At 61.1% G+C, this 26,497-nt stretch carries 25 protein-coding genes and 2 tRNA genes; 18 read left to right on the top strand and 9 right to left on the bottom strand.

The genetic code is table 11. From position 1 onward, the window contains the following. The first annotated feature begins 10 nt into the window (after positions 1 to 10). Together BMW74_RS01635 and BMW74_RS01630 are read left to right on the top strand one after the other, a co-directional pair. Positions 11 to 1,129, top strand: a complete 1,119-nt coding sequence (locus tag BMW74_RS01635; RefSeq protein WP_093412606.1) for a succinylglutamate desuccinylase/aspartoacylase family protein — start codon at positions 11 to 13, stop codon at positions 1,127 to 1,129. A gap of 13 nt (positions 1,130 to 1,142) precedes the next feature. Next, positions 1,143 to 1,907: an ABC transporter ATP-binding protein gene (locus BMW74_RS01630; RefSeq protein ID WP_093412603.1), complete on the top strand. Its 765-nt coding sequence runs from the start codon at positions 1,143 to 1,145 to the stop codon at positions 1,905 to 1,907. 53 nt (positions 1,908 to 1,960) lie between these two features. On the opposite strand, the gene BMW74_RS01625 is transcribed toward BMW74_RS01630, so the two are convergent. The 3 genes from BMW74_RS01625 to dcd form a co-directional block, all read right to left on the bottom strand. Then, positions 1,961 to 2,332, bottom strand: a complete 372-nt coding sequence (locus BMW74_RS01625; RefSeq protein ID WP_093412600.1) for a hypothetical protein — start codon at positions 2,330 to 2,332, stop codon at positions 1,961 to 1,963. 178 nt (positions 2,333 to 2,510) lie between these two features. Continuing rightward, the gene (locus tag BMW74_RS01620; protein ID WP_093412598.1) at positions 2,511 to 2,720 is read right to left on the bottom strand and encodes a hypothetical protein; all 210 of its coding nucleotides are present in this window, start codon (positions 2,718 to 2,720) and stop codon (positions 2,511 to 2,513) included. Positions 2,721 to 2,828: 108 nt separating this feature from the next. Further along, positions 2,829 to 3,395, bottom strand: a complete 567-nt coding sequence (gene dcd, locus BMW74_RS01615; protein ID WP_093412595.1) for a dCTP deaminase — start codon at positions 3,393 to 3,395, stop codon at positions 2,829 to 2,831. A 353-nt stretch (positions 3,396 to 3,748) separates the two neighbouring features. On the opposite strand from dcd, the gene BMW74_RS01610 reads away from it, so the two are divergent. Beyond that, on the top strand, positions 3,749 to 3,958 hold the full coding sequence (locus BMW74_RS01610) for a cold-shock protein (protein ID WP_002554837.1): 210 nt from the start codon (positions 3,749 to 3,751) through the stop codon (positions 3,956 to 3,958). A gap of 64 nt (positions 3,959 to 4,022) precedes the next feature. Here the strand turns inward: BMW74_RS01610 and BMW74_RS01605 are convergent, their stop codons facing one another. After that, entirely contained in the window at positions 4,023 to 5,030 is a 1,008-nt protein-coding gene (locus tag BMW74_RS01605) for a DUF481 domain-containing protein (protein ID WP_093412592.1), read from the bottom strand. Between the two features lie 163 nt (positions 5,031 to 5,193). Between BMW74_RS01605 and BMW74_RS01600 the strand changes: the two genes are divergently transcribed. The 4 genes from BMW74_RS01600 (at position 5,194) to BMW74_RS01585 (ending at position 9,969) form a co-directional block, all read left to right on the top strand. Next, positions 5,194 to 5,547, top strand: a complete 354-nt coding sequence (locus tag BMW74_RS01600; protein ID WP_093412589.1) for an MGMT family protein — start codon at positions 5,194 to 5,196, stop codon at positions 5,545 to 5,547. Between the two features lie 43 nt (positions 5,548 to 5,590). Further along, positions 5,591 to 7,153, top strand: a complete 1,563-nt coding sequence (locus tag BMW74_RS01595; protein ID WP_093412586.1) for an AmpG family muropeptide MFS transporter — start codon at positions 5,591 to 5,593, stop codon at positions 7,151 to 7,153. 129 nt (positions 7,154 to 7,282) lie between these two features. After that, the gene (locus BMW74_RS01590) at positions 7,283 to 8,998 is read left to right on the top strand and encodes a proline--tRNA ligase (protein WP_093412582.1); all 1,716 of its coding nucleotides are present in this window, start codon (positions 7,283 to 7,285) and stop codon (positions 8,996 to 8,998) included. A gap of 17 nt (positions 8,999 to 9,015) precedes the next feature. Continuing rightward, positions 9,016 to 9,969, top strand: coding sequence for a hypothetical protein (locus BMW74_RS01585; protein WP_093412579.1), 954 nt, complete (start codon positions 9,016 to 9,018; stop codon positions 9,967 to 9,969). Positions 9,970 to 10,125: 156 nt separating this feature from the next. Here the strand turns inward: BMW74_RS01585 and dinB are convergent, their stop codons facing one another. Then, complete coding sequence (gene dinB, locus BMW74_RS01580) at positions 10,126 to 11,187, bottom strand: DNA polymerase IV (protein ID WP_093413414.1); 1,062 nt, start codon at positions 11,185 to 11,187, stop codon at positions 10,126 to 10,128. 299 nt (positions 11,188 to 11,486) lie between these two features. On the opposite strand from dinB, the gene BMW74_RS01575 reads away from it, so the two are divergent. The 4 genes from BMW74_RS01575 (at position 11,487) to BMW74_RS01560 (ending at position 16,079) form a co-directional block, all read left to right on the top strand. Further along, positions 11,487 to 11,563, top strand: a tRNA-Met gene (locus BMW74_RS01575). A 222-nt stretch (positions 11,564 to 11,785) separates the two neighbouring features. Then, a tRNA-Met gene (locus BMW74_RS01570) sits at positions 11,786 to 11,862 on the top strand. A gap of 279 nt (positions 11,863 to 12,141) precedes the next feature. Continuing rightward, on the top strand, positions 12,142 to 14,784 hold the full coding sequence (mprF, locus tag BMW74_RS01565; protein WP_093412575.1) for a bifunctional lysylphosphatidylglycerol flippase/synthetase MprF: 2,643 nt from the start codon (positions 12,142 to 12,144) through the stop codon (positions 14,782 to 14,784). Continuing rightward, complete coding sequence (locus tag BMW74_RS01560; RefSeq protein WP_093412572.1) at positions 14,784 to 16,079, top strand: virulence factor family protein; 1,296 nt, start codon at positions 14,784 to 14,786, stop codon at positions 16,077 to 16,079. Before mprF ends, BMW74_RS01560 begins: the two co-directional genes overlap by 1 nt. 67 nt (positions 16,080 to 16,146) lie before the next feature. Here BMW74_RS01560 and BMW74_RS01555 read toward each other — a convergent pair whose 3' ends face one another. Beyond that, positions 16,147 to 18,048, bottom strand: coding sequence for a potassium transporter Kup (locus BMW74_RS01555; RefSeq protein WP_093412569.1), 1,902 nt, complete (start codon positions 18,046 to 18,048; stop codon positions 16,147 to 16,149). Positions 18,049 to 18,373: 325 nt separating this feature from the next. Here BMW74_RS01555 and rimO point away from each other — a divergent pair, with 325 nt between their 5' ends. From rimO to tsaA, 5 genes are all read left to right on the top strand, one after another. Then, positions 18,374 to 19,711: a 30S ribosomal protein S12 methylthiotransferase RimO gene (gene rimO / locus BMW74_RS01545; protein WP_093412566.1), complete on the top strand. Its 1,338-nt coding sequence runs from the start codon at positions 18,374 to 18,376 to the stop codon at positions 19,709 to 19,711. Positions 19,712 to 19,810: 99 nt separating this feature from the next. Further along, on the top strand, positions 19,811 to 20,284 hold the full coding sequence (locus BMW74_RS01540; RefSeq protein ID WP_093412563.1) for a GNAT family N-acetyltransferase: 474 nt from the start codon (positions 19,811 to 19,813) through the stop codon (positions 20,282 to 20,284). A gap of 82 nt (positions 20,285 to 20,366) precedes the next feature. Beyond that, entirely contained in the window at positions 20,367 to 21,077 is a 711-nt protein-coding gene (locus BMW74_RS01535; RefSeq protein WP_093412560.1) for an rRNA pseudouridine synthase, read from the top strand. A 64-nt stretch (positions 21,078 to 21,141) separates the two neighbouring features. Next, positions 21,142 to 21,612 (top strand): YehS family protein, encoded by a 471-nt coding sequence (locus BMW74_RS01530; protein WP_093412557.1) that lies wholly within the window; start codon positions 21,142 to 21,144, stop codon positions 21,610 to 21,612. Positions 21,613 to 21,616: 4 nt separating this feature from the next. Further along, a complete protein-coding gene (tsaA, locus tag BMW74_RS01525) occupies positions 21,617 to 22,315 on the top strand; it encodes a tRNA (N6-threonylcarbamoyladenosine(37)-N6)-methyltransferase TrmO (RefSeq protein WP_093412554.1) in 699 nt (232 codons plus the stop codon). Positions 22,316 to 22,451: 136 nt separating this feature from the next. Here tsaA and fpr read toward each other — a convergent pair whose 3' ends face one another. Then, positions 22,452 to 23,231 carry a ferredoxin-NADP reductase gene (fpr, locus tag BMW74_RS01520; RefSeq protein WP_093412551.1) on the bottom strand — a complete coding sequence of 260 codons (780 nt, stop codon included), beginning with the start codon at positions 23,229 to 23,231 and terminating at the stop codon, positions 22,452 to 22,454. 122 nt (positions 23,232 to 23,353) lie between these two features. On the opposite strand from fpr, the gene BMW74_RS01515 reads away from it, so the two are divergent. Next, positions 23,354 to 24,280, top strand: coding sequence for a LysR family transcriptional regulator (locus BMW74_RS01515; protein ID WP_093412548.1), 927 nt, complete (start codon positions 23,354 to 23,356; stop codon positions 24,278 to 24,280). Here the strand turns inward: BMW74_RS01515 and BMW74_RS01510 are convergent. Then, positions 24,277 to 24,639 (bottom strand): diacylglycerol kinase, encoded by a 363-nt coding sequence (locus BMW74_RS01510; protein ID WP_093412545.1) that lies wholly within the window; start codon positions 24,637 to 24,639, stop codon positions 24,277 to 24,279. The two genes, BMW74_RS01515 and BMW74_RS01510, sit on opposite strands and share 4 nt — an antisense overlap. Before the next feature lie 74 nt (positions 24,640 to 24,713). Continuing rightward, positions 24,714 to 25,364, bottom strand: coding sequence for a response regulator transcription factor ErdR (gene erdR / locus BMW74_RS01505; RefSeq protein ID WP_093412542.1), 651 nt, complete (start codon positions 25,362 to 25,364; stop codon positions 24,714 to 24,716). A gap of 237 nt (positions 25,365 to 25,601) precedes the next feature. Here erdR and BMW74_RS01500 point away from each other — a divergent pair, with 237 nt between their 5' ends. After that, on the top strand, positions 25,602 to 26,495 hold the full coding sequence (locus BMW74_RS01500; RefSeq protein WP_093412539.1) for a DMT family transporter: 894 nt from the start codon (positions 25,602 to 25,604) through the stop codon (positions 26,493 to 26,495). Positions 26,496 to 26,497: the final 2 nt, after the last annotated feature.

Genomic DNA, 26,497 nt, shown 5'->3' with positions numbered 1-26,497 from the left:
ACTTCCCTTCATGCGCCACCAGATCCATGACCTGCTTGCCCCTTTGCCGGGCACTGCGCGACAGATCCACAGCTTCCACTTCGGCCCGACCCAGGGCCACGGCAAAATCTACATCCAGTCTTCGCTGCACGCCGACGAACTGCCCGGCATGCTGGTGGCCTGGCACCTCAAGGCGCGCCTGAGCGAATTGGAAGCCGCCGGCCGCCTGCGCAGCGAAATCGTGCTGGTGCCGATCGCCAACCCGATTGGCCTGGAACAGGTGGTGATGGACGTCCCCCTCGGTCGCTACGAGCTGGAAAGCGGACAGAACTTCAATCGCTGGTTCCTCGACCTGAGCGAAGAAGTCGGCAATGAGATCGAGGGCCAACTCACCGACAACCCGCAACACAATCTGGCGCTGATTCGCCACAGCCTGCGCAACGCCCTGGCTCGCCAGACCGCCAGCAGCCAACTGCAATCCCAACGCCTGACCCTCCAGGCACTGGCCTGCGACGCCGACATGGTGCTGGACCTGCATTGTGATTTCGAGGCCGTTGCCCACCTGTACACCACGCCCGAGGCCTGGCCGCAGGTCGAGCCGCTGGCACGCTACATTGGCGCGGAAGCCAGCCTGCTGGCGACCGACTCAGGCGGGCACTCGTTCGATGAGTGCTTCACCTTGCTCTGGTGGCAGTTGCAGGAGCGCTTCGGCGCGCAGTTCGCCATCCCGATGGGCAGTTTCTCGGTCACCGTGGAGCTGCGTGGCCAAGGCGACGTCAATCACCCCCTGGCCAGCCTCGACTGCCAGGCCGTGATCGACTACCTGATTCACTTCGGCGCCATTGAAGGCCAGGTCCAGCCATTGCCGGACCTGCCCTACCCCGCCACCCCGCTCGCGGCGGTAGAACCGGTGGCCACCCCCGTGGGTGGATTGTTGGTGTACTGCGTCCTGCCCGGTGAGTACCTGGAGGCCGGGCAACTGATCGCCGAGATCATCGACCCCATCAGCGACCGGGTCACGCCCATCCACTGCACCTACGCCGGCCTGCTCTATGCCCGCTCGACGCGGCGCATGGCGACCGCGGGCATGGTGATTGCCCACGTCGCGGGCCTTGAGGCCTATCGCACCGGCTACCTGCTTTCGCCTTGAGGATATTTGCCCCATGTACAAACTGACCATCGAAGGCCTGCACAAATCCTATGGCAGCCACGAAGTGCTCAAGGGTGTCTCGCTCAAGGCCAGGACTGGCGATGTTATCAGCCTGATCGGCGCCAGCGGCTCGGGCAAAAGCACCTTTTTGCGCTGCATCAACTTTCTCGAACAACCCAACGACGGCGCCATGAGCCTGGACGGCCAGGCGGTCCGCATGATCAAGGACGCCCACGGCATGCGGGTGGCCGACGAGGCTGAGCTGCAACGCATTCGTACCCGGCTGGCGATGGTGTTCCAGCACTTCAACCTGTGGAGCCACATGACCGTACTGGAAAACATCACCATGGCCCCGCGCCGGGTGCTGGGTGTCAGCAAGAAGGACGCCGAAGACCGCGCCCGGCGCTATCTGGACAAGGTGGGCCTGGCGGCGCGCGTCGCGGATCAATACCCGGCGTTCCTCTCCGGCGGCCAGCAACAGCGGGTGGCGATTGCCCGGGCGTTGGCGATGGAGCCGGAAGTGATGCTGTTCGATGAACCCACCTCGGCACTGGACCCGGAACTGGTGGGCGAAGTGCTCAGGGTGATCCAGGGCCTGGCCGAAGAGGGGCGGACCATGATCATGGTCACCCACGAAATGAGCTTCGCCCGCAAGGTGTCCAATCAGGTGCTGTTCCTGCATCAGGGCCTGGTGGAAGAAGAAGGCGCCCCCGAAGCAGTGCTCGGCAATCCGCAGAGCGAACGCCTGCAGCAGTTCCTCAGCGGCAACCTGAAGTAGCCGCGGTTGAGTGGGCGCGGGTCATCCCGGCGCCCACTCAACCGCGTTCCGGTTTATGCATCACCCTCAAGTCTGAAGCTGCCGTTTTCGATCACGATGCCATTGGCATCGACACCGCTGAAGGTGCCGGCGAACCGCGCAGCCCCGCCGACCGTCAACGTCAACGTGCCCACGGGGTAAAGCTCTGCTTCGCTGGCTGGCATCACATGGATAACCGACGGCAGGCCGACTTCCAGCGCATAGGTACCGCTCTCGATGTGTGCAGGCAGGTACACGTAAAAACCCTCACCTGAACCGTTGATAGCCTCGATGCAATGCACGCCCTGGCGTACGTCGTAACTAAGACCGTTGGTCATGCGAAAGCTCTCTCGGCCATTGGCCGTGTTCAAGTCGGCACTGAAATGGCCTTTTTGATCTGTATTCATTTGAAATTCCTTTTTCACCTTGATGGATTACCGCTCGTCGCTGGCGTTGAAACACGCGCAACACAAGCCTCCCCGCGATAAAAACACGCTGGGGTCCGCCAAAGGTTTCAAAGGCAAACACAGTTATTGCCTGGCGTGACAGATCAGTGGGCCAAGGCTGTCGCGACCCTGATGAACATCAGGCCATGGGCGCTGGGGGCGGCTCATCGGGCAAGGTCGGCTCGCCGGGCTCGGAGGGTTGTTCGTTCGGGGTGTCGGGGTCGGGTTGACCGGGGATCCCGCCAGCCTGGGCGACAGACGGATACGCCAACAAGGACCAGGCCAACATCCCCACCTGATTGGGCGCAAGCCTTGCCAGTTCAGCGGTGATTCGCGGATCGATCTTCATCAGGGACTCCTTGAGCGCTCGCCCGACCCGCCTTGCGCGGATCGGAGCCGTACACTCCATAGAGTGTACGCTCGCTCAAGAATTCAAACGGCTCGCCGGACGGCTGACTCAGGTACGCGGCAGGGTCACGCCACGTTGCCCCTGGTATTTGCCGCCACGGTCTTTGTAAGACACTTCACACTCTTCATCCGACTCGAAGAACAGCATCTGCGCCACGCCTTCGTTGGCGTAGATCTTGGCCGGCAGCGTGGTGGTGTTCGAAAACTCCAGGGTCACGTGGCCTTCCCATTCCGGCTCCAGCGGCGTGACGTTGACGATGATGCCGCAACGGGCGTAGGTGCTCTTGCCCAGGCAAATCGTCAGCACGTTACGCGGAATGCGGAAGAATTCCACGGTGCGCGCCAGGGCAAAGGAGTTGGGTGGAATGATGCAAACATCGCTCTTGACGTCGACGAAGCTCTTCTCATCGAAGTTTTTCGGATCGACGGTCGCGGAGTTGATGTTGGTGAACACCTTGAATTCATCGGCGCAACGCACGTCATAGCCGTAGCTCGACACACCGAAGGAAATCAGCCGTTCGGTGCCTTCGCCACGCATCTGGCGCTCTACGAAGGGCTCGATCATGCCGTGTTCTTGCGCCATGCGGCGAATCCACTTGTCCGATTTGATGCTCATGGCGGGTGTCCTGAATAGCGAGGTGGAGAAAATCTGTCCGGCATCTTACCGGGGCGCGCCGTCGGGTTCAAAGTCCGGGACGTATTAATCGCCGGCCCCCGCAATAACAGAAGCCTTACCCCGTGCAAGGACACCGTCAGTCACGAAAACAGAGAAACCTTGGCAAATACCATTGGCACGTTCCGGAAAAAGGGTTAAGGTGGCGCCACTGTGCTGCTTGTGTCACTGAGAATCTCTACACGATATGTTGAATTTCGATCCAACCATCTACAAGAATTTTTCCTGCTCTTTGCACTCAGTCTCGGCCAGGGTTCTTCCTGAGTCGCAGTTATCTTTGTTCAAGGAGTTACACCATGTCTAATCGCCAAACCGGTACCGTTAAGTGGTTCAACGATGAAAAAGGCTTCGGCTTCATCACCCCACAATCCGGTGACGACCTGTTCGTTCACTTCAAAGCTATCCAATCCGACGGCTTCAAAAGCCTGAAAGAAGGCCAACAGGTTTCTTTCATCGCTACCCGCGGTCAGAAAGGCATGCAAGCTGAAGAAGTTCAAGTTATCTAACTTGTCCTGATTTAGTAAAAAGCCCCGCCCTCAAAAGCGGGGCTTTTTTGTGCCTGTGTGTTTTCTACCAGGTCACGCCAAACCCAGCGGTGTAGCGAGTCTTGCTGAAGTCGGCATTCTGGGAGCCGGTGATGATGTCGCGCTCGGCCTTGAGATTGAGCGACGCCCAGTCCGTGACCCTGTAACGCAAGCCCATTTCGGCATCGAGGGCAAAGTCCGCGACGTCGGACAATGGCTTACCCACCTCGCCACTGGTGAAGAACTCCACGGACTTGCCGATCAGATAGCGGTTGTAGTCCCACTTCATCGCCAATGAGTAGAAGTTGTCCTTGCCGCCATCCTCATACTCATAGTCGGTACGGTTTAGCAGAGAGCCCAGGGAAAACGCGCCCAGTTCATCATCCCAGAACTGATAACCCGGACCGCTGCCCACCGTGCGCTGACGGGAAAGCTCTTCCACCTTGTCGCGCCTGTAGTTCAAACGCCCTTGCCAGAACCATTGCTCAGTAATGAAGCGATCGAGGGAGTACTGAGCGCGCCAATTGTCCGAGGTCACATCGCCATCCTGGAACTCGCGGTTGTACTCCCCTTCCGCGGTATGCCGCCATTTGCCATGGCGGGCAGAGGTTTTGAAATCGAGGTCGTAGTCGTCCGTATCCTTTTCCGCTCGCTCATAGTCCAGGGCAACATCGACATTGCCCCTCCACACCAGATCCTCAACCACCGGCCTGGGCTTGAGGATCTGCTGGATACTGGCCAGCTCCACCGCCTTGGGTGCATCGCCATTAGCCAGAACGACTGTGCCGACGCCGGCAGCCTGCAGCGACTTGGCCTTTTCGCCGACATAGGCATCCTGCTTGACCAGCAGCTCCTGGTCGCTTTCCAGGGTCTTGACCTGCGTCCAGTCAATCGCAACGGCCCCGGCGTATTCGGTCTGGATCAGCAACTTGCCACCGTCGAACAGCTTGATCTTGCCACTCAGGCGATCACCATTGTTCAGCCATACGGTATCGGCCATGGCCGGCAGGCAAACACTGGAGAGGGCGAGGCATAACAGGGTTCTGGGAAACATAAGCAAGGGCAAGACTCGGGATTACGAAAAAAGGCGGCATTATCCCCGAAAGGAATGCCGAACCAGGACTGACCGGGGCAATTGTATCGAGTTCATTTATCATTCAATCGTTGGCGATATACCCTACAAACGCCAGACGGCCCTCCCTTCAGGATACCCGCCCGTGAGTGACCGCGAGAACGAACCCCAGGACCCGGCACAAATCCGCCGAACGGCACTCTACCTGACCCTAGCCCAAGTCCCGTCGGGTAAGGTCGTCAGCTACGGGCAACTCGCCGAACTGGCCGGCCTGGGGCGCGCCGCACGCTGGGTCGGACGTACCCTGAGCCAACTGCCCACTGACAGCAAGCTGCCCTGGCACCGCGTACTCGGCGCCGGAGGACGGATCAGCCTGGCAGCGGGAACGCCATCGGGGGACGAGCAGCGCGCACGGTTACGCGTGGAGGGCATCAGTATCCTGAACAATCGTGTTGATATTCGGCGCCATGGCTGGCGCCCGATGGAGCACAGCGGTTAGAGTGCGCGCTTTGTTTTCGCAATTTTGAGGCAGACTCCAGCCCATGCCCCGTAAAACCTGGCGCGCCGCGCTCGCCGCTTATGCCAGCCCCTCGACGCTCGTGCTGTTGCTGCTCGGTTTCGCCGCCGGCCTGCCCTACATGCTGGTGTTCTCGACGCTTTCCGTCTGGCTGCGCGAAGCGGGTGTGGCCCGTGAAACCATTGGCTACGCCAGCCTGATCGGGCTGGCCTATGCCTTCAAATGGGTGTGGTCGCCACTGCTCGACCAATGGCGCCTGCCGCTGCTCGGCAAACTGGGGCGACGACGTTCCTGGCTGGTCCTGTCGCAGCTACTGGTGATCCTCGGCCTGATCGGCATGGGTTTCTGCGACCCGCAACAGCACCTGTCCTGGCTGATTGCAATTGCCGTCGTGGTGGCCTTCGCCTCGGCCACCCAGGATATCGCCGTCGATGCCTATCGCCTGGAAATCGCCGACGACACCCGCCAGGCCGCACTCGCCGCCAGCTACATGTCCGGCTATCGGGTTGCCGCACTGCTGGCGACCGCCGGCGCACTGTTCTTTGCCGAAGGTTTCGGCTCCACCGGCTTCAACTACAAGCATTCGGCCTGGACCGGCACTTACGTGCTGTTCGGCCTGCTGATGGTGCCGGCGCTGCTGACCAGCCTGTTCATGCGCGAACCGCCCGTGCCGCTGCGTACCCAACTCCAGGCCGGGCGCTACAGCTTCGTCCACCAACTGGCGTCGGTGTTCGTGCTGATTGTGTTGCTGGTCTCGGTACCGGCGATGTTCACCCAACTCTACAACACCGACTTTGCCAGCGTGCTGTTCGGTGATGCCAGCCTGCTGGACTTGCTGCTCGAAGACCGCGCCTTCCTGCGCGCCATTCTCTACATCACCCTCACCGCCATGTGCCTGTCGACCATGGGTCGGCGCGGCCTGGCGCCGGTGCTGACCCCCGTCAACGACTTCGTCGTGCGCTACCGCTGGCAGGCGCTCCTGCTGCTGGGGCTGATTGCCACCTATCGCATGTCCGATACGGTGATGGGCGTGATGGCTAACGTGTTCTACATCGACCTGGGCTTCACCAAGGATCAGATCGCCGGGGTCAGCAAGATCTTTGGCCTGATCATGACCCTGGTCGGCGCCGGCATGGGCGGCCTGTTGATCGTGCGCTTCGGCATCCTGCCCATCCTGCTGATCGGTGGCATCGCATCGGCCGCCACCAACCTGTTGTTTGTGATGCTGGCGGACATGGGCGCCAACCTGGACATGCTGGTTGTCACCATCTCCCTGGACAACTTCAGCTCCGGCATGGCCACCTCGGCGTTCGTCGCCTACCTGTCGAGCCTGACCAACCTGAAGTTTTCCGCCACCCAATACGCCCTGCTCAGCTCGATCATGCTGCTGTTGCCGCGCCTGATCGGCGGTTACTCCGGGGTCATGGTGGAAAAATTCGGCTACCACGACTTTTTCATCATCACTGCCCTGCTTGGCGTGCCCACGCTGCTACTGATCGCCCTGCACTGGTATCAGGAAAGCCACCGCGAAGGCCCGACGCCCACGCCGGAACCGGCACACAAGAACAGCGTCGTCGAAGAATCGTAACAACCCCCTGCGGCGCGGGGCTTTCCTCGCATCCGGGCGACACCGCCGGCCGCACTCCTGTACGTCAGCGGATCTCGCCCGTACAATGCCCCGTCATTTCTCGTCATCAGCAACCGACAACGGCCTACCATGCGCACCAGTCAATTTTTGCTCGCCACACAGAAAGAAACGCCTTCCGATGCGGTCGTCATCAGCCACCAGCTGATGCTGCGTGCCGGCATGATCCGCAAACTCGCCTCGGGCCTGTACACCTGGCTGCCCATGGGCCTGCGGGTAATGCGCAAGGTTGAGGCCATCGTTCGCGAAGAAATGAACGCCGCCGGCTCTCTCGAAGTGTTGATGCCGAGCACCCAGCCCGCCGAACTGTGGCAGGAGTCCGGTCGCTGGGAAGAGTACGGCCCTGAATTGCTGCGCTTCAAGGACCGTCACGGCCGTGACTTCTGCGCGGGCCCAACCCACGAAGAAGTCATCACCGACCTGATGCGCAACGAGTTGAGCAGCTACAAGCAACTGCCTATCAACCTGTTCCAGATCCAGACCAAATTCCGTGACGAGATCCGCCCACGCTTCGGCTTGATGCGCGGTCGCGAATTCATCATGAAGGACGCCTACTCGTTCCATGCGGACCTGCCTTCGCTGCAGGTCACCTACGACCGCATGCACCAGGCCTACTGCAACGTGTTCACGCGCCTGGGCCTGAAGTTCCGTCCGGTAGAAGCCGACAACGGCTCGATCGGCGGCGCCGGCTCCCACGAATTCCACGTACTGGCCGAGTCGGGCGAGGACGACATCGCCTTCAGCAACGGCTCCGACTACGCGGCAAACATCGAGAAAGCCGAGGCAGTGCCACGGGAAACCGCCCGTCCTGCGCCAAGCGAAGCCTTGCGCCTGGTCGATACACCAGAGACCAAGACCATTGCCGCGCTGGTGGAAAAATTCAATCTGCCGATTGAAAAGACCGTCAAGACGCTGATCGTGCATGCCGAGGAAGAAGGCAAGCTGATCGCACTGATCATCCGCGGCGACCACGAACTCAACGAAATCAAGGCCGCCCAACAACCAGGTGTGGCCAGCCCACTGGTCATGGCCAGTGATGTCGAACTGCGTGACGCCATCGGCGCCGGCGCCGGCTCCCTCGGCCCACTGAACCTGCCGCTGCCGATCATCATCGACCGCTCGGTCGAGCTGATGAGCGACTTTGGTGTCGGTGCCAACATCGACGACAAACACTACTTCGGCGTCAACTGGGAACGCGACCTGCCGGTGCCAACCGTGGCCGACCTGCGCAACGTGGTCGCCGGCGACCCAAGCCCGGACGGCAAGGGCACGCTGGAGATCAAGCGCGGCATCGAAGTCGGGCACATCTTCCAGCTGGGCAACAAGTACAGCAAGGCGATGAAGTGCGAAGTGCTGGGCGAGAACGGCAAGCCGGCCACCCTGGAAATGGGCTGCTACGGCATTGGCGTTTCCCGCGTAGTGGCGGCCGCCATCGAGCAGAACAACGACGCCAAAGGCATCATCTGGAGCGACACCCTCGCCCCCTTCCAGGTTGCCCTGGTGCCATTGCGCTATGAAACCGAACTGGTTCGCGAAGCGACCGACAAACTGTACGCAGAGCTGACCGCTGCCGGCTTCGAAGTGCTGCTGGATGATCGCGACAAGAAAACCAGCCCGGGCATCAAGTTCGCGGACATGGAACTGATCGGGATTCCTCACCGGATCGTGGTCAGCGACCGCGGCCTGGCCGAAGGCAACCTGGAGTACAAGAGCCGTACCGAGGCCGAGCCGCAAGCGCTGCCGGTCGCTGACGTATTGTCTTTCCTTCAGGCCCGTATCCGCCGCTGACACCAGATAGAGAAGTCATGTTCAAGCGAAACACCTTAAACCTCGGTGGTGCCGCCCTGTGCGGCACCCTGTTGCTCAGCGGCTGCGCCAACCAGATGTCACAACGCAGCGAGCACGAGGAACGTGTCGAGCGCAAATTGCTCGATCACAGCCTGCAGATCGATGTCGGCGAGCCTAAGGTGCTTGAGCTGCCGCAACGCCGGGTACGGATTCACGAGCAAAAGACCTTCGAGGTCACTGAGTTCGAAGTCACCCGGCGTTACGATCGCTACACGCCCTACCAACCGTGGCGCAAGATCTACGAGATCCCGCTCGGTGCGGTGGCCGTGGTGGCCGGTGTCGGCGCCAACGTGGTCAACGTGTTTGCCCTGGGCAACCTGCCGGACAGCGTCACCCGGGACTGGATCAGCTACGGCTTCGCCGGGCTCAACCCGTTCATGAACGTGCAGTCCAACGGTCGCGCCCAACAGAACCTGGCAGCCATCGATGAAGTCCAGCGCGACAAGCGCACGGAGTATTCGAGCCTGCCCTGGAGCGAGCGCCCGGTTCAGGTCAAGGCCGGCAAGCAAACCTTCGAGCTCACGACCGACCGCAACGGCGTGCTGCGCTTGAACCTACTCGACAGCCCGTTCTCCGAAACCGACCTGCGCGCCATCAACACGCTGCACATTACCGTTGAAGACGCCCAGGACGACGTGCATATCGACTCGTCCCTGGCCATCAGCGGCAACCTGCGCAACAAACTGCTGGAAGCCCACGAACTGATCTACGACGACTTGGAAGATGACGAAGTGAGCCAGTGGGTACACCGCGTCAAACGCCTGTCGGAGCTGGGCCTGGAAGAAGAAGCAAGCGAACTGGAACAAAGCCTGATCGAACTGACCCGCAACGATCCCGAGTTGCAGACCGAATTCCTCAAGTCACTGACCAAGGATGCCGGGCGCCTGGTGGCTGATCCGGGCGCCAACTAGTCGCTGAGTGCCTCCGTGGGCGGCCTCCAACCCCACTGAAACCTCAAATCTGTGGGAGCGAGACTGCTCGCGATAGCGCCGTCACACTCAATATCAATATTGACTGAGCGATTGCCTTTGCGAGCAGGCTCGCTCCCACGGCGGCGCACCCGGTCGTTAGCGAGCAAACAGATCCAACTGCTCAAACCCGCCCCGCAGATCCTGCAACCGCACACCAATCCCCAGCAGCCGTACCGGCTTGCCACCTCGATTGAACGCCTGCGTCAGCAACAACTGATAACTGCCCAGGTCCCGCCCTGCCCCGGATTGCTCCAACGTCGTCTGGGTAAAATCATGGAACTTGACCTTCACAAACGGCTTGCCCGGCCGGTAACTGCTGTCGATCCGCGCCACACGCCCGTTCAAGGTCGCCAGTAGCTCCGGCAACTTATCCAGGCAACTGACCAGATCCGGTAGATCGGTGTCGTAGGTATTTTCGACACTTATCGATTGCCGCCGACTGTCGTTGTGCACCTGCCGATCATCAATCCCACGGGCCAAACCCCACAGCCGCTCGCCAAAACTGCCGAACTCGCGCACCAGCGCCAACTTGTTCCACTCACGCAGCTGCAGGCAATCGACGATCCCCAGTCTGCCCAGCTTGTCGGCGGTGACTTTGCCTACGCCATGCAACTTGCTCACCGACAACTGCGAGACAAAGTCCTCAACCTGATCCGGGGTAATCACAAACAGGCCGTTGGGCTTCTTCCAGTCACTGGCGATTTTCGCCAGGAACTTGTTCGGCGCCACTCCCGCCGAGACCGTGATGTGCAACTGATTGGACACCCGCCGCCGAATATCCTGGGCAATGCGCGTGGCGCTGCCGGCAAAATGAGTACTCTGGGAAACATCAAGGTAGGCCTCGTCCAGCGAGAGCGGCTCGATCAGGTCGGTGTAGTCGCGAAAGATCGCCTGGATTTCCTTGGAGGCTTCCCGATAGGCCTCCATTCGCGGCTTGACGATCACCAGGTCCGGGCACAGTTTCAGCGCATGCCGCGACGACATCGCCGAACGCACCCCATAAGCCCGGGCTTCATAGTTACAGGTCGCAATCACCCCGCGCCGATCCGCCGAGCCACCTACGGCCAGCGGCTTGCTGGCGAGAGTCGGATCGTCACGCATCTCGATGGCGGCATAAAAGCAGTCGCAGTCGACGTGGATGATTTTGCGCTGGGTCATATAGAGGGCGACATTGAGTGTGGGAAAAATGGTCATGACGGGCCGGGGCGCCAGTATCTCACCGACACCTGTATATAGCACCAGTGCTTTAAATCTTCTGCACGGGCGGCATGGACCCCTCGCTGGATTTATTTTGTTAATCGAATTGAACCCTCTAATAGAGCTACAACCCTTGTACAACAAGGCCTCAGGCCCATCTAGCACTCCCCACACGAATGCTAAGCGATTGAACAGGAAGAGATTTTTCTCAATCGATGGTTGACAGCCCAGCGTTCCTCTGTAGAATGCCGACACACAGACGCGGGATGGAGCAGTCTGGTAGCTCGTCGGGCTCATAACCCGAAGGTCGTCGGTTCAAATCCGGCTCCCGCAACCAAACATCAAAAAAGGCTACTCGAAAGAGTGGCCTTTTTTGTGCGTGGGGGTTTTTCATCCCCACCCTCTTGACCGGCAATCCTGGTCACGACGATTTCTCGTTACGTTTGCGATACTTAAGTCTCCATGGACGACCGTTTAGCGCCCATACCGGTTTATTTGACCCTTCTGAGCATTAACGGTTGACACCCTGGCATTCGCCTGTAGAATGCCGCCACACAGACGCGGGATGGAGCAGTCTGGTAGCTCGTCGGGCTCATAACCCGAAGGTCGTCGGTTCAAATCCGGCTCCCGCAACCAAACATCAAAAAAGGCTACTCGAAAGAGTGGCCTTTTTTGTATCTGTCGAAAAGTCCTTTCGCAACAATGATGTGGCAATCTGCAGCGAACCTTTTGCGCAATGCCAAAGTCCATCAGTTCAGGCTATGCTCAATCGCAGTCACGCCCCTTAAGGTTTCAATGCGCGCGTCTCCCAATGCGCGATGATCCGCGTCAACATTTGTAACTATTTCTTTCTACAGGGATTGGTAACTTGGCTCGATGCATCCATCCTGTCGCGCACAATCCAAGAGGTGATTGATGCGCGCCAACTCGTCTGACTCCCAAGACACTGCCACAGGCACCCAACCGATTGCAGCCACCCGCCTGCACTGGCTGGACCTGATCAGCAAATATCGACAGCCCATCGGCCTGGCGGTGACGTTGCTGTTATTTGCCATCGCGCTGATCGCCTGTCGCCATCTATTGAGCGAACTCGACCTCTACGCCCTGCACGACTCAATCCTGGAAGTGCCCAAGCCCGCCCTGCTCGGTGCCGTGGGGGCGACCATCGTCGGCTTCATCTTCCTGCTGGGCTATGAATGGTCGGCTACCCGCTATGCCGGCGTGAGCCTGCCACCGCGCACCATGATCCTGGGCGGCTTCACCGCCTTCGCCATTGGCAACGCGATTGGCCTGTCTTTATTGTCGGGCGGCTCGGTGCGCTATCGGTTGTACGCACGCCATGGCCTGGGGGCTTCGGACGTCGCTCACATGACGCTGTTCGCCAGCCTGTCGCTGGGTTGTGCGCTGCCACCGCTGGCGGCCCTGGCCACGCTGAGCAACCTGTCGGCCGCCTCGAACGCCCTGCATGTGTCGCCACTGATACTCGGCTCGATTGCCACGGCCGTGCTGCTGTTGTTCGCCGTGCTGGCCATTGGCATTTACCGCCGTCGCCTGCCCGAGCAGCCTTACGCGGACAACCTGCTGGTGCGCGTCGGTCGCCGCACCCTGCGCCTGCCGGGTCGCCGCCTGACCCTGCTGCAACTGCTGATCACCGCATTGGATGTGGCCGCCGCCGCGACCGTCCTTTACCTGCTGCTACCCGAAGCGCCACCGTTCGGTGCGTTCCTGCTGGTGTACCTGCTGGCCCTGGCGGCGGGCGTGCTCAGTCACGTGCCGGGGGGCGTCGGGGTCTTCGAAGCGATCTTGCTCGCGGCCTTCGCCGACAAGCTCGGTGCCGCGCCCCTGGCTGCCGCCCTGCTGCTGTATCGCCTGATCTACGTGATCCTACCGATGCTGGTGGCGTGCCTGCTGCTGCTGATCAACGAAGGACAACGGCTGTTCCAGACGCGCCAATCCCTGCGCGCAGCGTCGGGCCTGGCGGCCCCGGTGCTGTCGGTGCTGGTGTTCCTGTCCGGGGTGGTCCTGTTGTTTTCCGGCGCCACACCAGAAATCGACAGCCGCCTGGAGCATATCGGCTTTCTGATCCCCCATCGCCTGATCGACGCCTCGCACTTTGGCGCCAGCCTGATCGGCGTGCTCTGCCTGCTGCTGGCCCAAGGCTTGCGCCGTCGGCTGTCGGCAGCGTGGATGCTGACCACCATCTTGCTGATCGCCGGCGCCCTGCTCTCGCTGCTCAAAGGCTTCGACTGGGAAGAGGCCTGCCTGCTGATCCTGACGGCCAGCCTGCTGGCCGTGTTCCGGCGTTCGTTCTACCGCCCCAGCCGCCTGACCGAGGTACCGTTTTCGCCGCTGTACCTGGTCGCCAGCGTTTGCGTGCTGGCCGCCTCGATCTGGCTGTTGTTGTTCGCCTACCAGGACGTGCCCTATAGCCACCAACTATGGTGGCAGTTCACCCTCGATTCCGACGCCCCTCGTGGCTTGCGCTCGCTGCTGGGCGCCGCGGTATTGCTGGTGATCGTGTCGCTGACCTGGCTGCTGCGCACCGCGCGCCCAGTGATCCACCTGCCCGATGCGGAAGAGCTCGCCAAGGCACAGAAGATCCTGATGGCCTCCGCCCAACCCGACGGAGGCCTGGCCCTGACCGGTGACAAAGCGCTGCTGTTCCACCCCAACGACGACGCCTTCCTGATGTATGCGCGCCGTGGCCGCAGCCTCGTGGCCCTGTACGACCCCATCGGGCCGCCCCAGCAACGCGCCGAGATGATCTGGCAGTTCCGCGACCTGTGCGACCTGCACCATGCCCGCCCGGTGTTCTACCAGGTGCGCGCGGAGAACCTGCCGTACTACATGGACATCGGCCTGACGGCGATCAAGCTGGGCGAAGAAGCCCGGGTCGACCTGCTGCGCTTTGATCTCGAGGCCAAGGGCAAAGAGATGAAGGACCTGCGCTACACCTGGAACCGCGGCTCGCGCGATGGCCTGTCCCTGGAGATCTTCGAACCGGGCCAGGCGCCGATGGACCAGCTGAAAGTGATCTCAGATGCCTGGCTCACGGGCAAGAACGTGCGCGAGAAAGGCTTCTCCCTCGGCCGCTTCAGTGACGATTACTTGAAGCACTTTCGCATCGCGATCATTCATTTTGAAGGACGCCCGGTCGCGTTCGCCAACCTGCTCGAGACCTACAGCCACGACCTGGCCAGCCTCGACCTGATGCGTGCGCACCCAGACGCCCCGAAGCTGACCATGGAGTTCATGATGGTCGGCCTGATCCAGCATTATAAAAATCATGGCTATGCACGTTTCAGCCTGGGCATGGTGCCGCTGTCGGGCCTGCAACCGCGTCGTGGCGCACCACTGACCCAGCGCCTGGGCTCAATGGTGTTCCGTCGTGGCGAGCAGCTCTACAACTTCCAGGGCCTGCGTCGCTTCAAAGACAAGTTCCAGCCTGACTGGGAACCTCGTTACATGGCCGTGCCTGCCGGACTCGATCCGTTAGTGGCCCTGGCCGATACCGCCGCCCTGATTGCGGGCGGCTTGACTGGATTGGTGAAACGCTAATGATTCAACGCGCCTGGCGGTATGTATTGGCCATCCTGGTGGTCCTGGCTGTAATCCTTGGCGGCGGGTACTGGTACTGGAACCGCCCGGCACCAGAGCCCACCCTCGAACGACTGACGCCGGCCGACGGCGCGCCGATGACCCGCGTCATCCCAGGCATCAAGCCGCGGGCCCAGGTCGTGGTGGCGGTGAACGACGAGCAGAAACTCAGCGATAGCCAACTGATGACCCTCAGCCGAGGTGGCGCCGCACAGATCGTCCAAGTGATCCTGCCCAAGGATTGCCTGCTGCAACGACGTGCCCTGCAAGCCGCGCTCGGCCAGTTGCAAGGCCCGGCCACCGTGGTCGGCGGTATCGGCCCTGGCGCGGTCCTGGCCTGGCGCTGGCTGGCCGAGCAGAAGAACGACAAGTCCGTGGCGGTCTCGGTTGACCTGGCCCTGGAGAAATCCAGCTGCACCGACCTGCTGCCCAAAAGCGCGGCCCACGGCCATTGGCTGGCGGCCTGGAACGACGGCCCAGACGACACCAGCGCCGGATTTGTCCGTGACCAACCGAATGCCCAAACCAGCATCAGCGACTACGACATCAACCTGCCGCAGGTCCTGAACAACGAGCTGCGCAAGATCCTCATCGGCGCCGACCAGGGCAATGGTGGCCTGAACATCCCGGTGGTCGAAGTGCCCGCCGGACAGGCCAAGGACACCGTCACCCTGTTCCTCTCCGGCGACGGCGGCTGGCGCGACCTGGACCGTGACGTGGCCGGCGAAATGGCCAAGATCGGCTACCCCGTCGTGGGCATCGACACCCTGCGCTACTACTGGCAGCACAAAAGTCCCGAGCAAAGCGCAACCGACCTGGCCGAACTGATGCAGCACTACCGCCAGAAGTGGGGCACCAAGCGCTTCATCCTCACCGGTTACTCGTTCGGCGCCGACGTCCTGCCGGCCATCTACAACCGCCTGCCGGAAAGCGAACAGCAGCGCGTAGACGCAATCATCCTGCTGGCCTTCGCCCGCACCGGCAGCTTCGAGATCGAAGTCGACGGCTGGCTCGGCAACGCCGGCAAGGAAGCCGCCACCGGCCCGGAAATGGCCAAACTGCCGGCCAACAAAGTGGTGTGCATCTACGGTGCAGAAGAGTTCAATGAAAGCGGATGCACCGACAAGACCGTGGTCGGCGAAGTCATGAAGCTACCTGGCGGCCATCACTTCGACGAGAACTACCCGGCCCTGGCCCAGCGCCTGGTCGACATCATCGTCAAGCGCCAGGCAGCCGCCAAGGTCGCTGGCGAGTGATCTGAGCGGCCCAACAAAAAGCCCCCGCAACCTCAAGGCTGCGGGGGCTTTTTCATTCCAGCACGGCTTACATCTCGACCTGGGTGCCCAACTCGATCACCCGGTTCACCGGCAGGTTGAAGAAGCGCAGGTTGCCGTTGGCGTTCTTGAGCATGAAGGCGAACAACGCCTCGCGCCAGCGTGCCATGCCTTCGAGCTTGGAGGCGATGACCGTCTCGCGGCTGAGGAAGTAGGTGGTGCGCATCGGGCTGAAGTCCAGCTCATCCAGATGGCACAGCTTCAGTGCTTGCGGCACGTCCGGCTCGTCGGTAAAGCCGAAGTGCAGGATCACCCTGAAGAAGCCCTCGCCGTAGGAGTCGACTTCGAAGCGGCGCTCAGGCGATACGCGCGGGATGTCTTCGTAGACCACTGTCAACAGCACCACTTGCTCGTGCAGCACCTGGTTGTGCAGCAGGTTGTGCAACAGCGCATGGGGCACGGCGTCCGGGCGCGCGGTCAGGAACACTGCAGTCCCCTGCACCCGATGCGGCGGTTGCACCGCGATGCTGCTGATGAAGATCGGCAGTGGCAACCCCCCTTCATCGATGCGCTCGACCAGCAATTGCTTGCCGCGCTTCCAGGTGGTCATCAACACAAACAGCGCCAGGCCGGCGATCACCGGGAACGCCCCGCCCTGGAGGATTTTCGGTACGTTGGCGGCGAAGTACAGGCCATCGACCAGCAGGAAGCCAAGCAGCACCGGGACCGCCAGGATCGGCGGCCATTTCCACAGCAACAGCATGACCGCCGACACCAGGATGGTGGTCATCAACATCGTGCCCGTCACCGCCACGCCATAGGCCGAGGCCAGCGCACCCGAGGACTCGAAGCCGAGCACCAGCAGGATCACGCCGACCATCAGCGCCCAGTTCACCGCACCGATGTAGATCTGGCCCTGTTCGGCGCTGGAGGTGTGCTGGATGTGCATGCGTGGAATGTAGCCGAGCTGAATGGCCTGGCGAGTCAGGGAGAACGCCCCGGAAATCACCGCTTGCGAGGCAATCACCGTGGCCAGGGTCGACAACCCGACCAACGGGATCAGCGCCCAACTCGGCGCCAGCAGGTAAAACGGGTTGCGGGCCGCGGCCGGGTCGCCCAACAGCAAGGCGCCCTGGCCGAAGTAGTTCAGCACCAGCGCCGGCAACACCAGGATGAACCACGCACGGGCAATCGGCTTGCGCCCGAAGTGCCCCATGTCGGCATACAAGGCTTCGGCACCGGTCAGTGCCAGGACCACGGCGCCGAGGATCGTCACGCCCATGCCCGGGTGCACCATGAAGAAACGCACGCCCCACATGGGGTTCAACGCCTGCAACACTTCCGGGTGCTGAAGGATGCCGTAGACCCCCAGCGCACCCAGCACCAGGAACCAGGTAACCATGATCGGCCCAAACAAAATGCCAATGCGCGCGGTGCCATGGCGCTGAATCAGGAACAGCGCGACCAGCACCACCAGGGACAACGGCACCACCCAATGGTCGATGCCATCGAACGCCAATCCCAAGCCTTCAATCGCCGAGAGCACGGAAATCGCCGGGGTAATCATGCTGTCACCATAAAACAGCGCGGCACCGATCAGCCCGCACACCACCAACAGCGTGCGCAACCGGGCGTGTCCGGCAGAAGCCCGCCGGGCCAGCGCGGTCAAGGCCATGATCCCGCCCTCCCCCTGGTTGTCGGCGCGCAGGACAAACATCATGTACTTGATCGACACCACCCAGATCAGTGACCAGAAGATCAGCGCCAGAATCCCCAGCACACCGTCATGATTGACCGGTACGCCATACCCACCGGAGAACACTTCCTTGAGGGTGTACAGCGGGCTGGTACCGATATCGCCGTACACCACGCCGACCGCCGCGACCAACATCCCAATCGGCTTGGCCGCCGAACCCTCCGAGCCCACCGCCTGACTACTTGCCTGACCCATCAACCACTCCTGCCACCAAGTCGGGGGCTTTATATAAACAGCACGACACTGATCAAGCGCCTAAGCTCTGCAAACCCGCGCGAACTGCCTCGCAGCATGCGCCGTTTTACTTATTGATACAGACGATTTATTGACTACAACCCTACGCCTGGGTGTAACGGCGCGAAGCATAGCGCAGCACTGGTCGTATTTCCCTGCATAAAGCTGGTCAAGTGCGTCGGCCATCGCTAGAATTGCGCACTTTTTGATCAGAGGCGCCATTCAAGCGCCCGTCAGTCGCCTTGCCATTTGTGGCTTGAGGCGTCACCAAACACCGAGGTTAGACATGTCCACCACTCCTGCGCCAGCCAATCCAAAAGTTGGATTCGTATCCCTGGGTTGCCCCAAAGCACTGGTCGACTCCGAGCGCATCCTGACCCAACTGCGCATGGAAGGTTATGACGTCGTGTCGACCTACCAGGACGCTGACGTGGTCGTCGTCAACACCTGCGGCTTCATCGACTCGGCGAAGGCCGAATCCCTGGAAGTCATTGGCGAAGCGATCAAGGAAAACGGCAAGGTCATCGTGACCGGCTGCATGGGTGTGGAAGAAGGCACCATCCGCAACGTACACCCCAGCGTACTGGCCGTCACCGGCCCGCAGCAGTACGAGCAGGTGGTCAACGCCGTGCACGCCGTCGTGCCGCCGCGCCAGGACCACAACCCGCTGATCGACCTCGTACCGCCACAAGGCATCAAGCTGACCCCGCGCCACTACGCCTACCTGAAGATTTCCGAAGGCTGCAACCACAGCTGCAGCTTCTGCATCATCCCTTCGATGCGCGGCAAGCTGGTCAGCCGTCCGGTCGGCGATGTGCTCGACGAGGCCCAGCGCCTGGTCAAATCCGGCGTGAAAGAGTTGCTGGTGATCTCCCAGGACACCAGCGCCTACGGCGTTGACGTCAAGTACCGCACCGGTTTCTGGAACGGCGCGCCGGTGAAGACCCGCATGACCGAACTGTGCGAAGCCCTCAGCACCCTGGGCGTCTGGGTCCGCCTGCATTATGTCTACCCGTACCCACACGTCGACGAGCTGATCCCGCTGATGGCCGCCGGCAAGATCCTGCCGTACCTGGACATCCCGTTCCAGCACGCCAGCCCTAAAGTCCTCAAGGCCATGAAACGCCCAGCCTTCGAAGACAAGACCCTGGCGCGGATCAAGAACTGGCGTGAAATCTGCCCGGACCTGATCATCCGCTCGACCTTCATCGTCGGCTTCCCCGGCGAAACCGAGGAAGACTTCCAGTACCTGCTGAACTGGCTGACCGAAGCCCAGCTGGATCGCGTCGGCTGCTTCCAGTACTCGCCCGTCGAAGGCGCACCGGCCAACCTGCTGGACGCGGCGATCGTCCCGGACGACGTCAAGCAAGACCGCTGGGACCGCTTCATGGCCCACCAGCAGGCCATCAGCTCGGCACGCCTGCAACTGCGCATCGGCCGTGAAATCGAAGTCCTGGTGGACGAAGTCGACGAGCAAGGCGCGGTTGGCCGCTGCTTCTTCGATGCCCCGGAAATCGACGGCAACGTGTTCATCGACAACGGCAGCAACCTCAAGCCGGGCGACAAGGTCTGGTGCAAAGTGACCGACGCCGACGAGTACGACCTGTGGGCCGAACAGATCTAACGTAAAAAAAACACCGAGCCCCGCTCTCCTGAAAGGATGCGGGGCTTTTTTACAGCTAGAGTTTCGTTTGTCACTTCATATGACAAGGAGCCGGCGAGCATGCGCCATCATTCGGTCATCCACACACCGAAACTCAGCGACTACCAGGAACTGGCTCAGGTCTGGGAAGCGTCCGTACGCGCTACCCACGATTTTCTGCCCGACAGCTACATCGAGCTACTGAGGAACCTGGTCCTGACCCGGTACCTGGACGCCGTGATGCTGATCTGTACCCGTGATCGCAACCAGCGCATCACCGGGTTCGCCGGCGTGGCGGCGGGCAAGGTGGAGATGTTGTTCATCGCCCCCGGGCATCGCGGCGAGGGCCTGGGCAAACAATTGCTGCACTACGCCCTGGCGCACCTCAATGCCGACGAACTGGACGTCAACGAGCAAAACCCGCAAGCCTTGGGCTTTTACTTCAAGCTGGGCTTTGAGGTGATCGGTCGCTCGGAGGTCGACGGCATGGGCCAGCCCTATCCGTTGCTGCATATGCGTTTTAAACAGCCCGAACCGCAGGTCCAGCGCGGCTAAAAGCCACACGGTCCAAATGGACTCGGGATTAACCGGCGCGAGGCAGGTACAATGCCTGCCCCCTTTTGTTACGGCCCCTGTCATGACTGACCCGATTCGTCTCTCCAAACGCCTCATCGAACTCGTCGGCTGTTCCCGTCGAGAGGCTGAGCTGTTCATTGAAGGCGGCTGGGTTACCGTGGACGGCGAAGTCATCGATGAGCCGCAGTTCAAGGTCGACACGCAAAAAGTCGAACTGGACCCCGAAGCCAAGGCCACCGTGCCGGAGCCGGTGACCATCTTGCTGCATGCCCCAGCCGGCATCGACGTCGAGGCCGCGCAACAACTGATCGGCCCCGAGACCCTGAGCGAAGAACATCGCTTCAGCAAGCGCCCGCTCAAGGGCCACTTCCTGCGCCTGACCGCCAGCGCCGACCTGCAAGCCAACGCCAGTGGCCTATTGGTGTTCACCCAGGACTGGAAGATCCTGCGCAAGCTCACCGCCGACGCCAGCAAGATCGAACAGGAATACGTGGTCGAAGTCGAAGGCGACATGGTTGCCCACGGCCTCAACCGCCTGAACCACGGCCTGACCTACAAGGGCAAGGAACTGCCGGCGGTCAAGGCCAGTTGGCAGAACGAAAACCGCCTGCGCTTCGCGATGAAGAACCCGCAACCGGGAATCATTGCCCTGCTGTGCCAGGCGGTCGGTCTCAAGGTCATCGCCGTCCGTCGTATTCGTATCGGCGGCGTGTCCATTGGCAAGGTACCGGTGGGCCAATGGCGCTACTTGTCCGCCAAAGAGAAGTTCTAAGGCCGCCCTCCCCCCACATTCAGGCGTCGCCGGCACCGGCAACGCCCCCATCAGGACTGCACACATGATTCATAACGACGTACTGCGCAGCGTGCGCTACATGCTCGACCTCAGCGACAACAAAGTCATCGAGATCATCAAGCTCGGCGGCGGCGAAGAGCTGTCCAAGGAAGTCCTGCTGACCTACCTCGATAAAAAGGAAGAAGACGAAGAAGGCTTCGTGCGCTGCCCGGACACGGTCATGGCGCACTTCCTAGATGGCCTGGTGATCTTCAAGCGCGGCAAGGACGAAAACCGTCCACCGCAGCCGGTCGAGCTGCCCGTGACCAACAACATCATCCTGAAGAAACTGCGCGTGGCCTTCGAACTCAAGGAAGACGACATGCACGCGATCCTCAAGGCGGCCGAGTTCCCGGTGTCCAAGCCTGAGCTGAGCGCGCTGTTCCGCAAGTTCGGCCACACCAACTACCGTCCGTGCGGCGATCAGTTGCTGCGCAACTTCCTCAAGGGCCTGACCCTGCGGGTTCGCGGCTAAGGCCATGAGCTACAGCGTTTCCCCGGTCGGGTTCGTACGCTCCTGCTTCAAGGAGAAGTTCGCCATCCCGCGCCAACCGCAATTGGCCCCGGCCGCCCGCGGGGTGCTGGAACTGGTCGCGCCGTTCGATCAGGGTGAGGCGGTACAAGGCCTGGAACAGGTCAGCCATATCTGGCTGCTGTTCCTGTTCCACCAGGCCCTGGAAGACACGCCACGGCTCAAGGTCCGCCCGCCGCGCCTGGGGGGCAACAAGTCCATGGGGGTGTTCGCCACCCGGGCCACCCACCGGCCCAACGGCATCGGCCAGTCGGTGGTCAAGCTGGACAAGGTCGACGCCGGCCGCCTGTGGATCTCCGGCATCGACCTGCTGGACGGCACGCCGGTGCTCGACATCAAGCCGTACGTGCCCTACGCCGATATCATCCCACAAGCCACCAATCAGATCGCCAGCGCTGCGCCACCGCTGATTGCCGTGCAGTGGACGGACATCGCCCTGCAACAGGCCCATACCCACGCTCAGCGCCTCGAAGAGCCCCTCATCGAGCTGATCGAGCAGTGCCTGGCGCAAGACCCACGTCCGGCCTACCAAACGCCTACGCCCGAGCGCGAATATGGCGCGCAGTTCTGGGATGTGGATGTGCGCTGGCACTACCCGACACCGGAATCGATCCGCGTGCTGGAAGTCATTCCCGCCAAGCGTTGAACGCCGAAAACAACGGTGGGAGCGAGCCCGCTCGCGAAGACGGCTGCACACTCAACGATGATGTTGAATAGCAGTCCGTTTTCGCGAGCAGGCTCGCTCCCACAGGGCCCTACAGGGTATCGGCAGGGTGTTCGGCTTACTTCTCGACGAACGCTCGCTCGATCAGGTAATCACCCGGCTCACGCATGCGCGGCGAGACTTTCAGGCCGAAGCTGTTGAGCACTTCACTGGTCTCGTCCAACATGCTTGGACTGCCGCACAACATGGCGCGGTCGTCCTGCGGGTTGATCGGTGGCAGGCCGATGTCAGTGAACAACTTGCCACTGCGCATCAAGTCGGTCAGGCGACCTTCGTTCTCGAACGGCTCGCGGGTCACGGTTGGGTAGTAGATCAACTTCTCACGCAGGGCCTCGCCGAAGAACTCGTTCTGCGGCAGGTGCTCGGTGATGAACTCGCGGTAGGCGACTTCGTTGACGTAACGTACGCCGTGGCACAGGATCACTTTCTCGAAACGCTCGTAGGTTTCCGGGTCCTGAATCACGCTCATGAACGGCGCCAGGCCGGTACCAGTGCTGAGCAGGTACAAATGCTTACCCGGCTTCAGATCGTCCAGCACCAGAGTGCCTGTCGGCTTCTTGCTGATGATGATCTCGTCGCCTTCCTTCAGGTGCTGCAACTGAGACGTCAGCGGGCCGTCGGGCACCTTGATGCTGAAGAACTCCAGATGCTCTTCCCAGTTGGGGCTGGCAATCGAGTAAGCGCGCATAAGCGGCCGGCCATTGGGTTGCTGCAGGCCGATCATCACGAACTGGCCGTTCTCGAAGCGCAGGCCCGGATCACGGGTGCACTTGAAGCTGAACAGAGTGTCGTTCCAGTGATGAACACTGAGGACACGCTCGTGGTTCATGTTGCTCATGTACGGGGAACTCCTGGAGATTTTGTCTGCGCCGACGATAAGCGCAATTGCATAGCATTCTAATGGCGGCGACAATATCTGTTAAATGGATTATTAAGATAAGGGTTATCGGTTATATAGATATGCGATTTACTCTACGTCAACTTCAAGTCTTCGTCGCCGTCGCTCAGCAAGAGAGTGTGTCCCGTGCTGCGGGCCTGCTCAACCTGTCACAGTCGGCGGCCAGCACCTCCATCACCGAACTTGAGCGCCAATCGAGCTGCCAACTGTTCGACCGTGCCGGCAAGCGCCTGAGCCTCAACGCCCTGGGCAAACAGCTGCTGCCACAGGCGGTGGCCCTGCTGGACCAGGCCAAGGAAATCGAGGACCTGCTCAATGGCAAGTCCGGCTTCGGCTCGCTGGCGGTCGGTGCCACCCTGACCATCGGCAACTACCTGGCCACCTTGCTGATCGGCAGCTTCATGCAACGCCATCCGGAAAGCCAGGTGAAGCTGCATGTGCAGAACACTGCCAATATCGTGCAACAAGTCGCGCACTACGAAATTGACCTGGGTCTAATCGAAGGCGACTGCAGCCATCCGGACATCGAAGTGCAGAGCTGGGTCGAGGACGAACTGGTGGTGTTCTGCGCCCCCCAGCATCCGCTCGCCGCCCGTGGCCAGGCCAGCATGGAAGAACTGACCCATGAAGCGTGGATCCTGCGCGAACAGGGCTCCGGCACCCGCCTGACCTTCGACCAAGCGATGCGCCATCACCGCAACGCGCTGAATATCCGCCTGGAGCTGGAACATACCGAAGCGATCAAGCGGGCCGTGGAGTCGGGCCTGGGGATTGGCTGCATCTCACGCCTGGCACTGCGCGACGCGTTTCGCCGGGGCAGCCTGGTGGCGGTGGAGACACCGGACCTGGACCTGGCGCGACAGTTCTATTTCATCTGGCACAAGCAGAAGTACCAGACCTCGGCCATGCGCGAGTTCCTCGACCTGTGCCGCGCGTTCACCGCCGGGGTTCAGCGCAGCGACGAGATCGTCCTGCCCACCATCGCTTAAAGCAGAATCACCGCCCACACCAGCCCGATCATGCACAGGGCCACGAACTGGGCCGCGCTGCCCATGTCCTTGGCGTTCTTGGACAGCGGGTGCAGGTCGAGGGAAATCCGGTCGATGGCGGCTTCTACGGCCGAGTTGAGCAACTCGACAATCAGGGCGAGCAGGCACACGGCAATCAGCAGCGCCTGTTCGACACGGTTGACATCCAACACGAACGTCAGCGGGATCAGGATGACGTTGAGCAACACCAACTGACGAAAAGCCGCTTCGCCAGTGAAGGCTGCACGCAGGCCAGCCAGCGAATAGCCGGAAGCATTGAGGATACGTTTAAGACCGGTTTGACCTTTGAAAGGCGACATAGATAGGCAACTGAACCAAAAAGGGGTGGGAAAGCTAGATCAACAAAAGTCAAAAAAACGTGAAGTCAGCGCGTTTAGTGGCTTGAAATTGATTCGAGTTGTTGCAAAAGCAACGCCGCCTGAGTGCGGGTGCGTACACCCAACTTGCGGAAAATCGCCGTCACGTGCGCCTTGATCGTGGCCTCGGAAACACTCAACTCATAGGCGATCTGCTTATTGAGCAGGCCTTCGCAGACCATGGTCAGCACGCGGAACTGCTGTGGCGTCAAGCTGGCCAGGCCTTCGCTGGCGGCCTTGGCTTCAGGCGAGACACTGACCGCCTCAAACGCCTGCGGCGGCCAGAACACATCGCCATCGAGCACCGCACGGACCGCCTGCTGGATCACTTCCAGGGAGCTGGACTTGGGGATAAAGCCACTGGCCCCGAACTCACGGGACTTGACCATGATCGATGCTTCTTCCTGCGCGGAGACCATCACCACCGGGATTTGCGGGTACTGACCGCGCAACAGCACCAGTCCGGAAAACCCATAGGCGCCGGGCATGTTCAAGTCCAGCAGCACCAGGTCCCAATCAACCTTGGCGGTCAGTTGGGTTTCCAACTCGGCAATGCTCGCCACTTCCACCAGACGTACGTCAGGCCCCAGCCCGAGGGAGACGGCCTGGTGCAGCGCACTGCGAAAAAGGGGGTGATCATCGGCAATCAGGATGTCGTATGTGGCCATTTTTCAAATGATCCTGTTTTTTATGACGGGCTCGATGCATTCAAGCCTCGCCAAAGCAACTCGAAGTAGCGCCAGAGGGCGATACCAGCAGGGTACGTTCAACGCCAAACGTTCATAAAACCAGCGTTTCAATCTTCGGCCGCACCCTAATCGGCGCCAAGGATGCCCAGCGAATCCGGGGTGGTCAAGCCGCATCCTTTACGGCATCTTAGCCGGCTATCTAATAAGAGCGCCTTCATGCAGACCAAAGCCCTGCGTGCCGACGTCCTGATGCTGATCACCGCAGTGATTTGGGGAACAGGATTTGTCGCACAAACCTCCGGCATGGATCACATCGGTCCCTTCCTTTACTCCGGCCTGCGCTTCGCCCTGGGGGCGCTGTGCCTGTTGCCCTTGGTGTTACGCGGCAACCCGCATCACGCCAAGCCCGAACCGTTCCTTTCCCGGGGACTGCTGATCGGCGGAGGCGTCATGGGGCTGGCCCTGGCGCTGGGGATCAATCTGCAACAGGTCGGCCTGCTGTTTACCAGCGTGACTAACGCCGGGTTTATCACCGGCCTGTATGTGATTGTAGTACCGCTGATTGGCTTGTTTATCGGCCACAAGACGGGGTTGGGCACCTGGCTGGGTGCGGCGCTGGCGGTGATCGGGATGTTTCTGCTCAGCGTCGGCGAGCAGTTCCACGTCGCCTCCGGGGACTGGCTACAACTGATTGGCGCATTCGTCTGGGGCGGCCATGTGATTCTGGTGGGCGTGTTCGCCAGCCGGCATGACGTTATCCGCCTGGCGTTCATCCAATTTGCCACCTGCTCGGTGATCAGCCTGATCCTGGCCCTGTGCCTGGAAACCTTCGATCTCAATGCGATCATCGCCGCCGGCCCGGCCATCGTGTATGGCGGGATGATTGCCGTCGGTATCGGCTACACCCTGCAAGTCATCGCCCAAAAAGACGCCATCGCCTCCCACGCGGCCATCATCTTCTCCATGGAAGCGGTGTTCGCGGCGATCGCCGGTGCATGGCTGCTGGACGAACACCTGCAACCGCGCGGCTACTTTGGCTGCGCGTTGATGCTCGCCGGCATGCTGGTGGCGCAGCTCTGGCCGAAGAAGCCCGAGCTGGCGAGAGCCTGAGG

The organism is Pseudomonas sp. ok272 (assembly GCF_900109995.1).
Classification (GTDB): Bacteria; Pseudomonadota; Gammaproteobacteria; order Pseudomonadales; family Pseudomonadaceae; genus Aquipseudomonas.
This window is presented reverse-complemented; position numbering and strand designations above follow the sequence as displayed.

Bases quoted from the DNA above. Each gene is read 5' to 3' on its own strand.
- BMW74_RS01635 (WP_093412606.1), top strand. From the start codon at position 11: ATGCGCCACCAGATCCATGACCTGCTTGCCCCTTTGCCGGGCACTGCG.
- BMW74_RS01630 (WP_093412603.1), top strand. From the start codon at position 1,143: ATGTACAAACTGACCATCGAAGGCCTGCACAAATCCTATGGCAGCCAC.
- BMW74_RS01625 (WP_093412600.1), bottom strand. From the start codon at position 2,332: ATGAATACAGATCAAAAAGGCCATTTCAGTGCCGACTTGAACACGGCC.
- BMW74_RS01620 (WP_093412598.1), bottom strand. From the start codon at position 2,720: ATGAAGATCGATCCGCGAATCACCGCTGAACTGGCAAGGCTTGCGCCC.
- dcd (WP_093412595.1), bottom strand. From the start codon at position 3,395: ATGAGCATCAAATCGGACAAGTGGATTCGCCGCATGGCGCAAGAACAC.
- BMW74_RS01610 (WP_002554837.1), top strand. From the start codon at position 3,749: ATGTCTAATCGCCAAACCGGTACCGTTAAGTGGTTCAACGATGAAAAA.
- BMW74_RS01605 (WP_093412592.1), bottom strand. From the start codon at position 5,030: ATGTTTCCCAGAACCCTGTTATGCCTCGCCCTCTCCAGTGTTTGCCTG.
- BMW74_RS01595 (WP_093412586.1), top strand. From the start codon at position 5,591: ATGCCCCGTAAAACCTGGCGCGCCGCGCTCGCCGCTTATGCCAGCCCC.
- BMW74_RS01590 (WP_093412582.1), top strand. From the start codon at position 7,283: ATGCGCACCAGTCAATTTTTGCTCGCCACACAGAAAGAAACGCCTTCC.
- BMW74_RS01585 (WP_093412579.1), top strand. From the start codon at position 9,016: ATGTTCAAGCGAAACACCTTAAACCTCGGTGGTGCCGCCCTGTGCGGC.
- dinB (WP_093413414.1), bottom strand. From the start codon at position 11,187: ATGACCCAGCGCAAAATCATCCACGTCGACTGCGACTGCTTTTATGCC.
- mprF (WP_093412575.1), top strand. From the start codon at position 12,142: ATGCGCGCCAACTCGTCTGACTCCCAAGACACTGCCACAGGCACCCAA.
- BMW74_RS01560 (WP_093412572.1), top strand. From the start codon at position 14,784: ATGATTCAACGCGCCTGGCGGTATGTATTGGCCATCCTGGTGGTCCTG.
- BMW74_RS01555 (WP_093412569.1), bottom strand. From the start codon at position 18,048: ATGGGTCAGGCAAGTAGTCAGGCGGTGGGCTCGGAGGGTTCGGCGGCC.
- rimO (WP_093412566.1), top strand. From the start codon at position 18,374: ATGTCCACCACTCCTGCGCCAGCCAATCCAAAAGTTGGATTCGTATCC.
- BMW74_RS01540 (WP_093412563.1), top strand. From the start codon at position 19,811: ATGCGCCATCATTCGGTCATCCACACACCGAAACTCAGCGACTACCAG.
- BMW74_RS01535 (WP_093412560.1), top strand. From the start codon at position 20,367: ATGACTGACCCGATTCGTCTCTCCAAACGCCTCATCGAACTCGTCGGC.
- BMW74_RS01530 (WP_093412557.1), top strand. From the start codon at position 21,142: ATGATTCATAACGACGTACTGCGCAGCGTGCGCTACATGCTCGACCTC.
- tsaA (WP_093412554.1), top strand. From the start codon at position 21,617: ATGAGCTACAGCGTTTCCCCGGTCGGGTTCGTACGCTCCTGCTTCAAG.
- fpr (WP_093412551.1), bottom strand. From the start codon at position 23,231: ATGAGCAACATGAACCACGAGCGTGTCCTCAGTGTTCATCACTGGAAC.
- BMW74_RS01515 (WP_093412548.1), top strand. From the start codon at position 23,354: ATGCGATTTACTCTACGTCAACTTCAAGTCTTCGTCGCCGTCGCTCAG.
- BMW74_RS01510 (WP_093412545.1), bottom strand. From the start codon at position 24,639: ATGTCGCCTTTCAAAGGTCAAACCGGTCTTAAACGTATCCTCAATGCT.
- erdR (WP_093412542.1), bottom strand. From the start codon at position 25,364: ATGGCCACATACGACATCCTGATTGCCGATGATCACCCCCTTTTTCGC.
- BMW74_RS01500 (WP_093412539.1), top strand. From the start codon at position 25,602: ATGCAGACCAAAGCCCTGCGTGCCGACGTCCTGATGCTGATCACCGCA.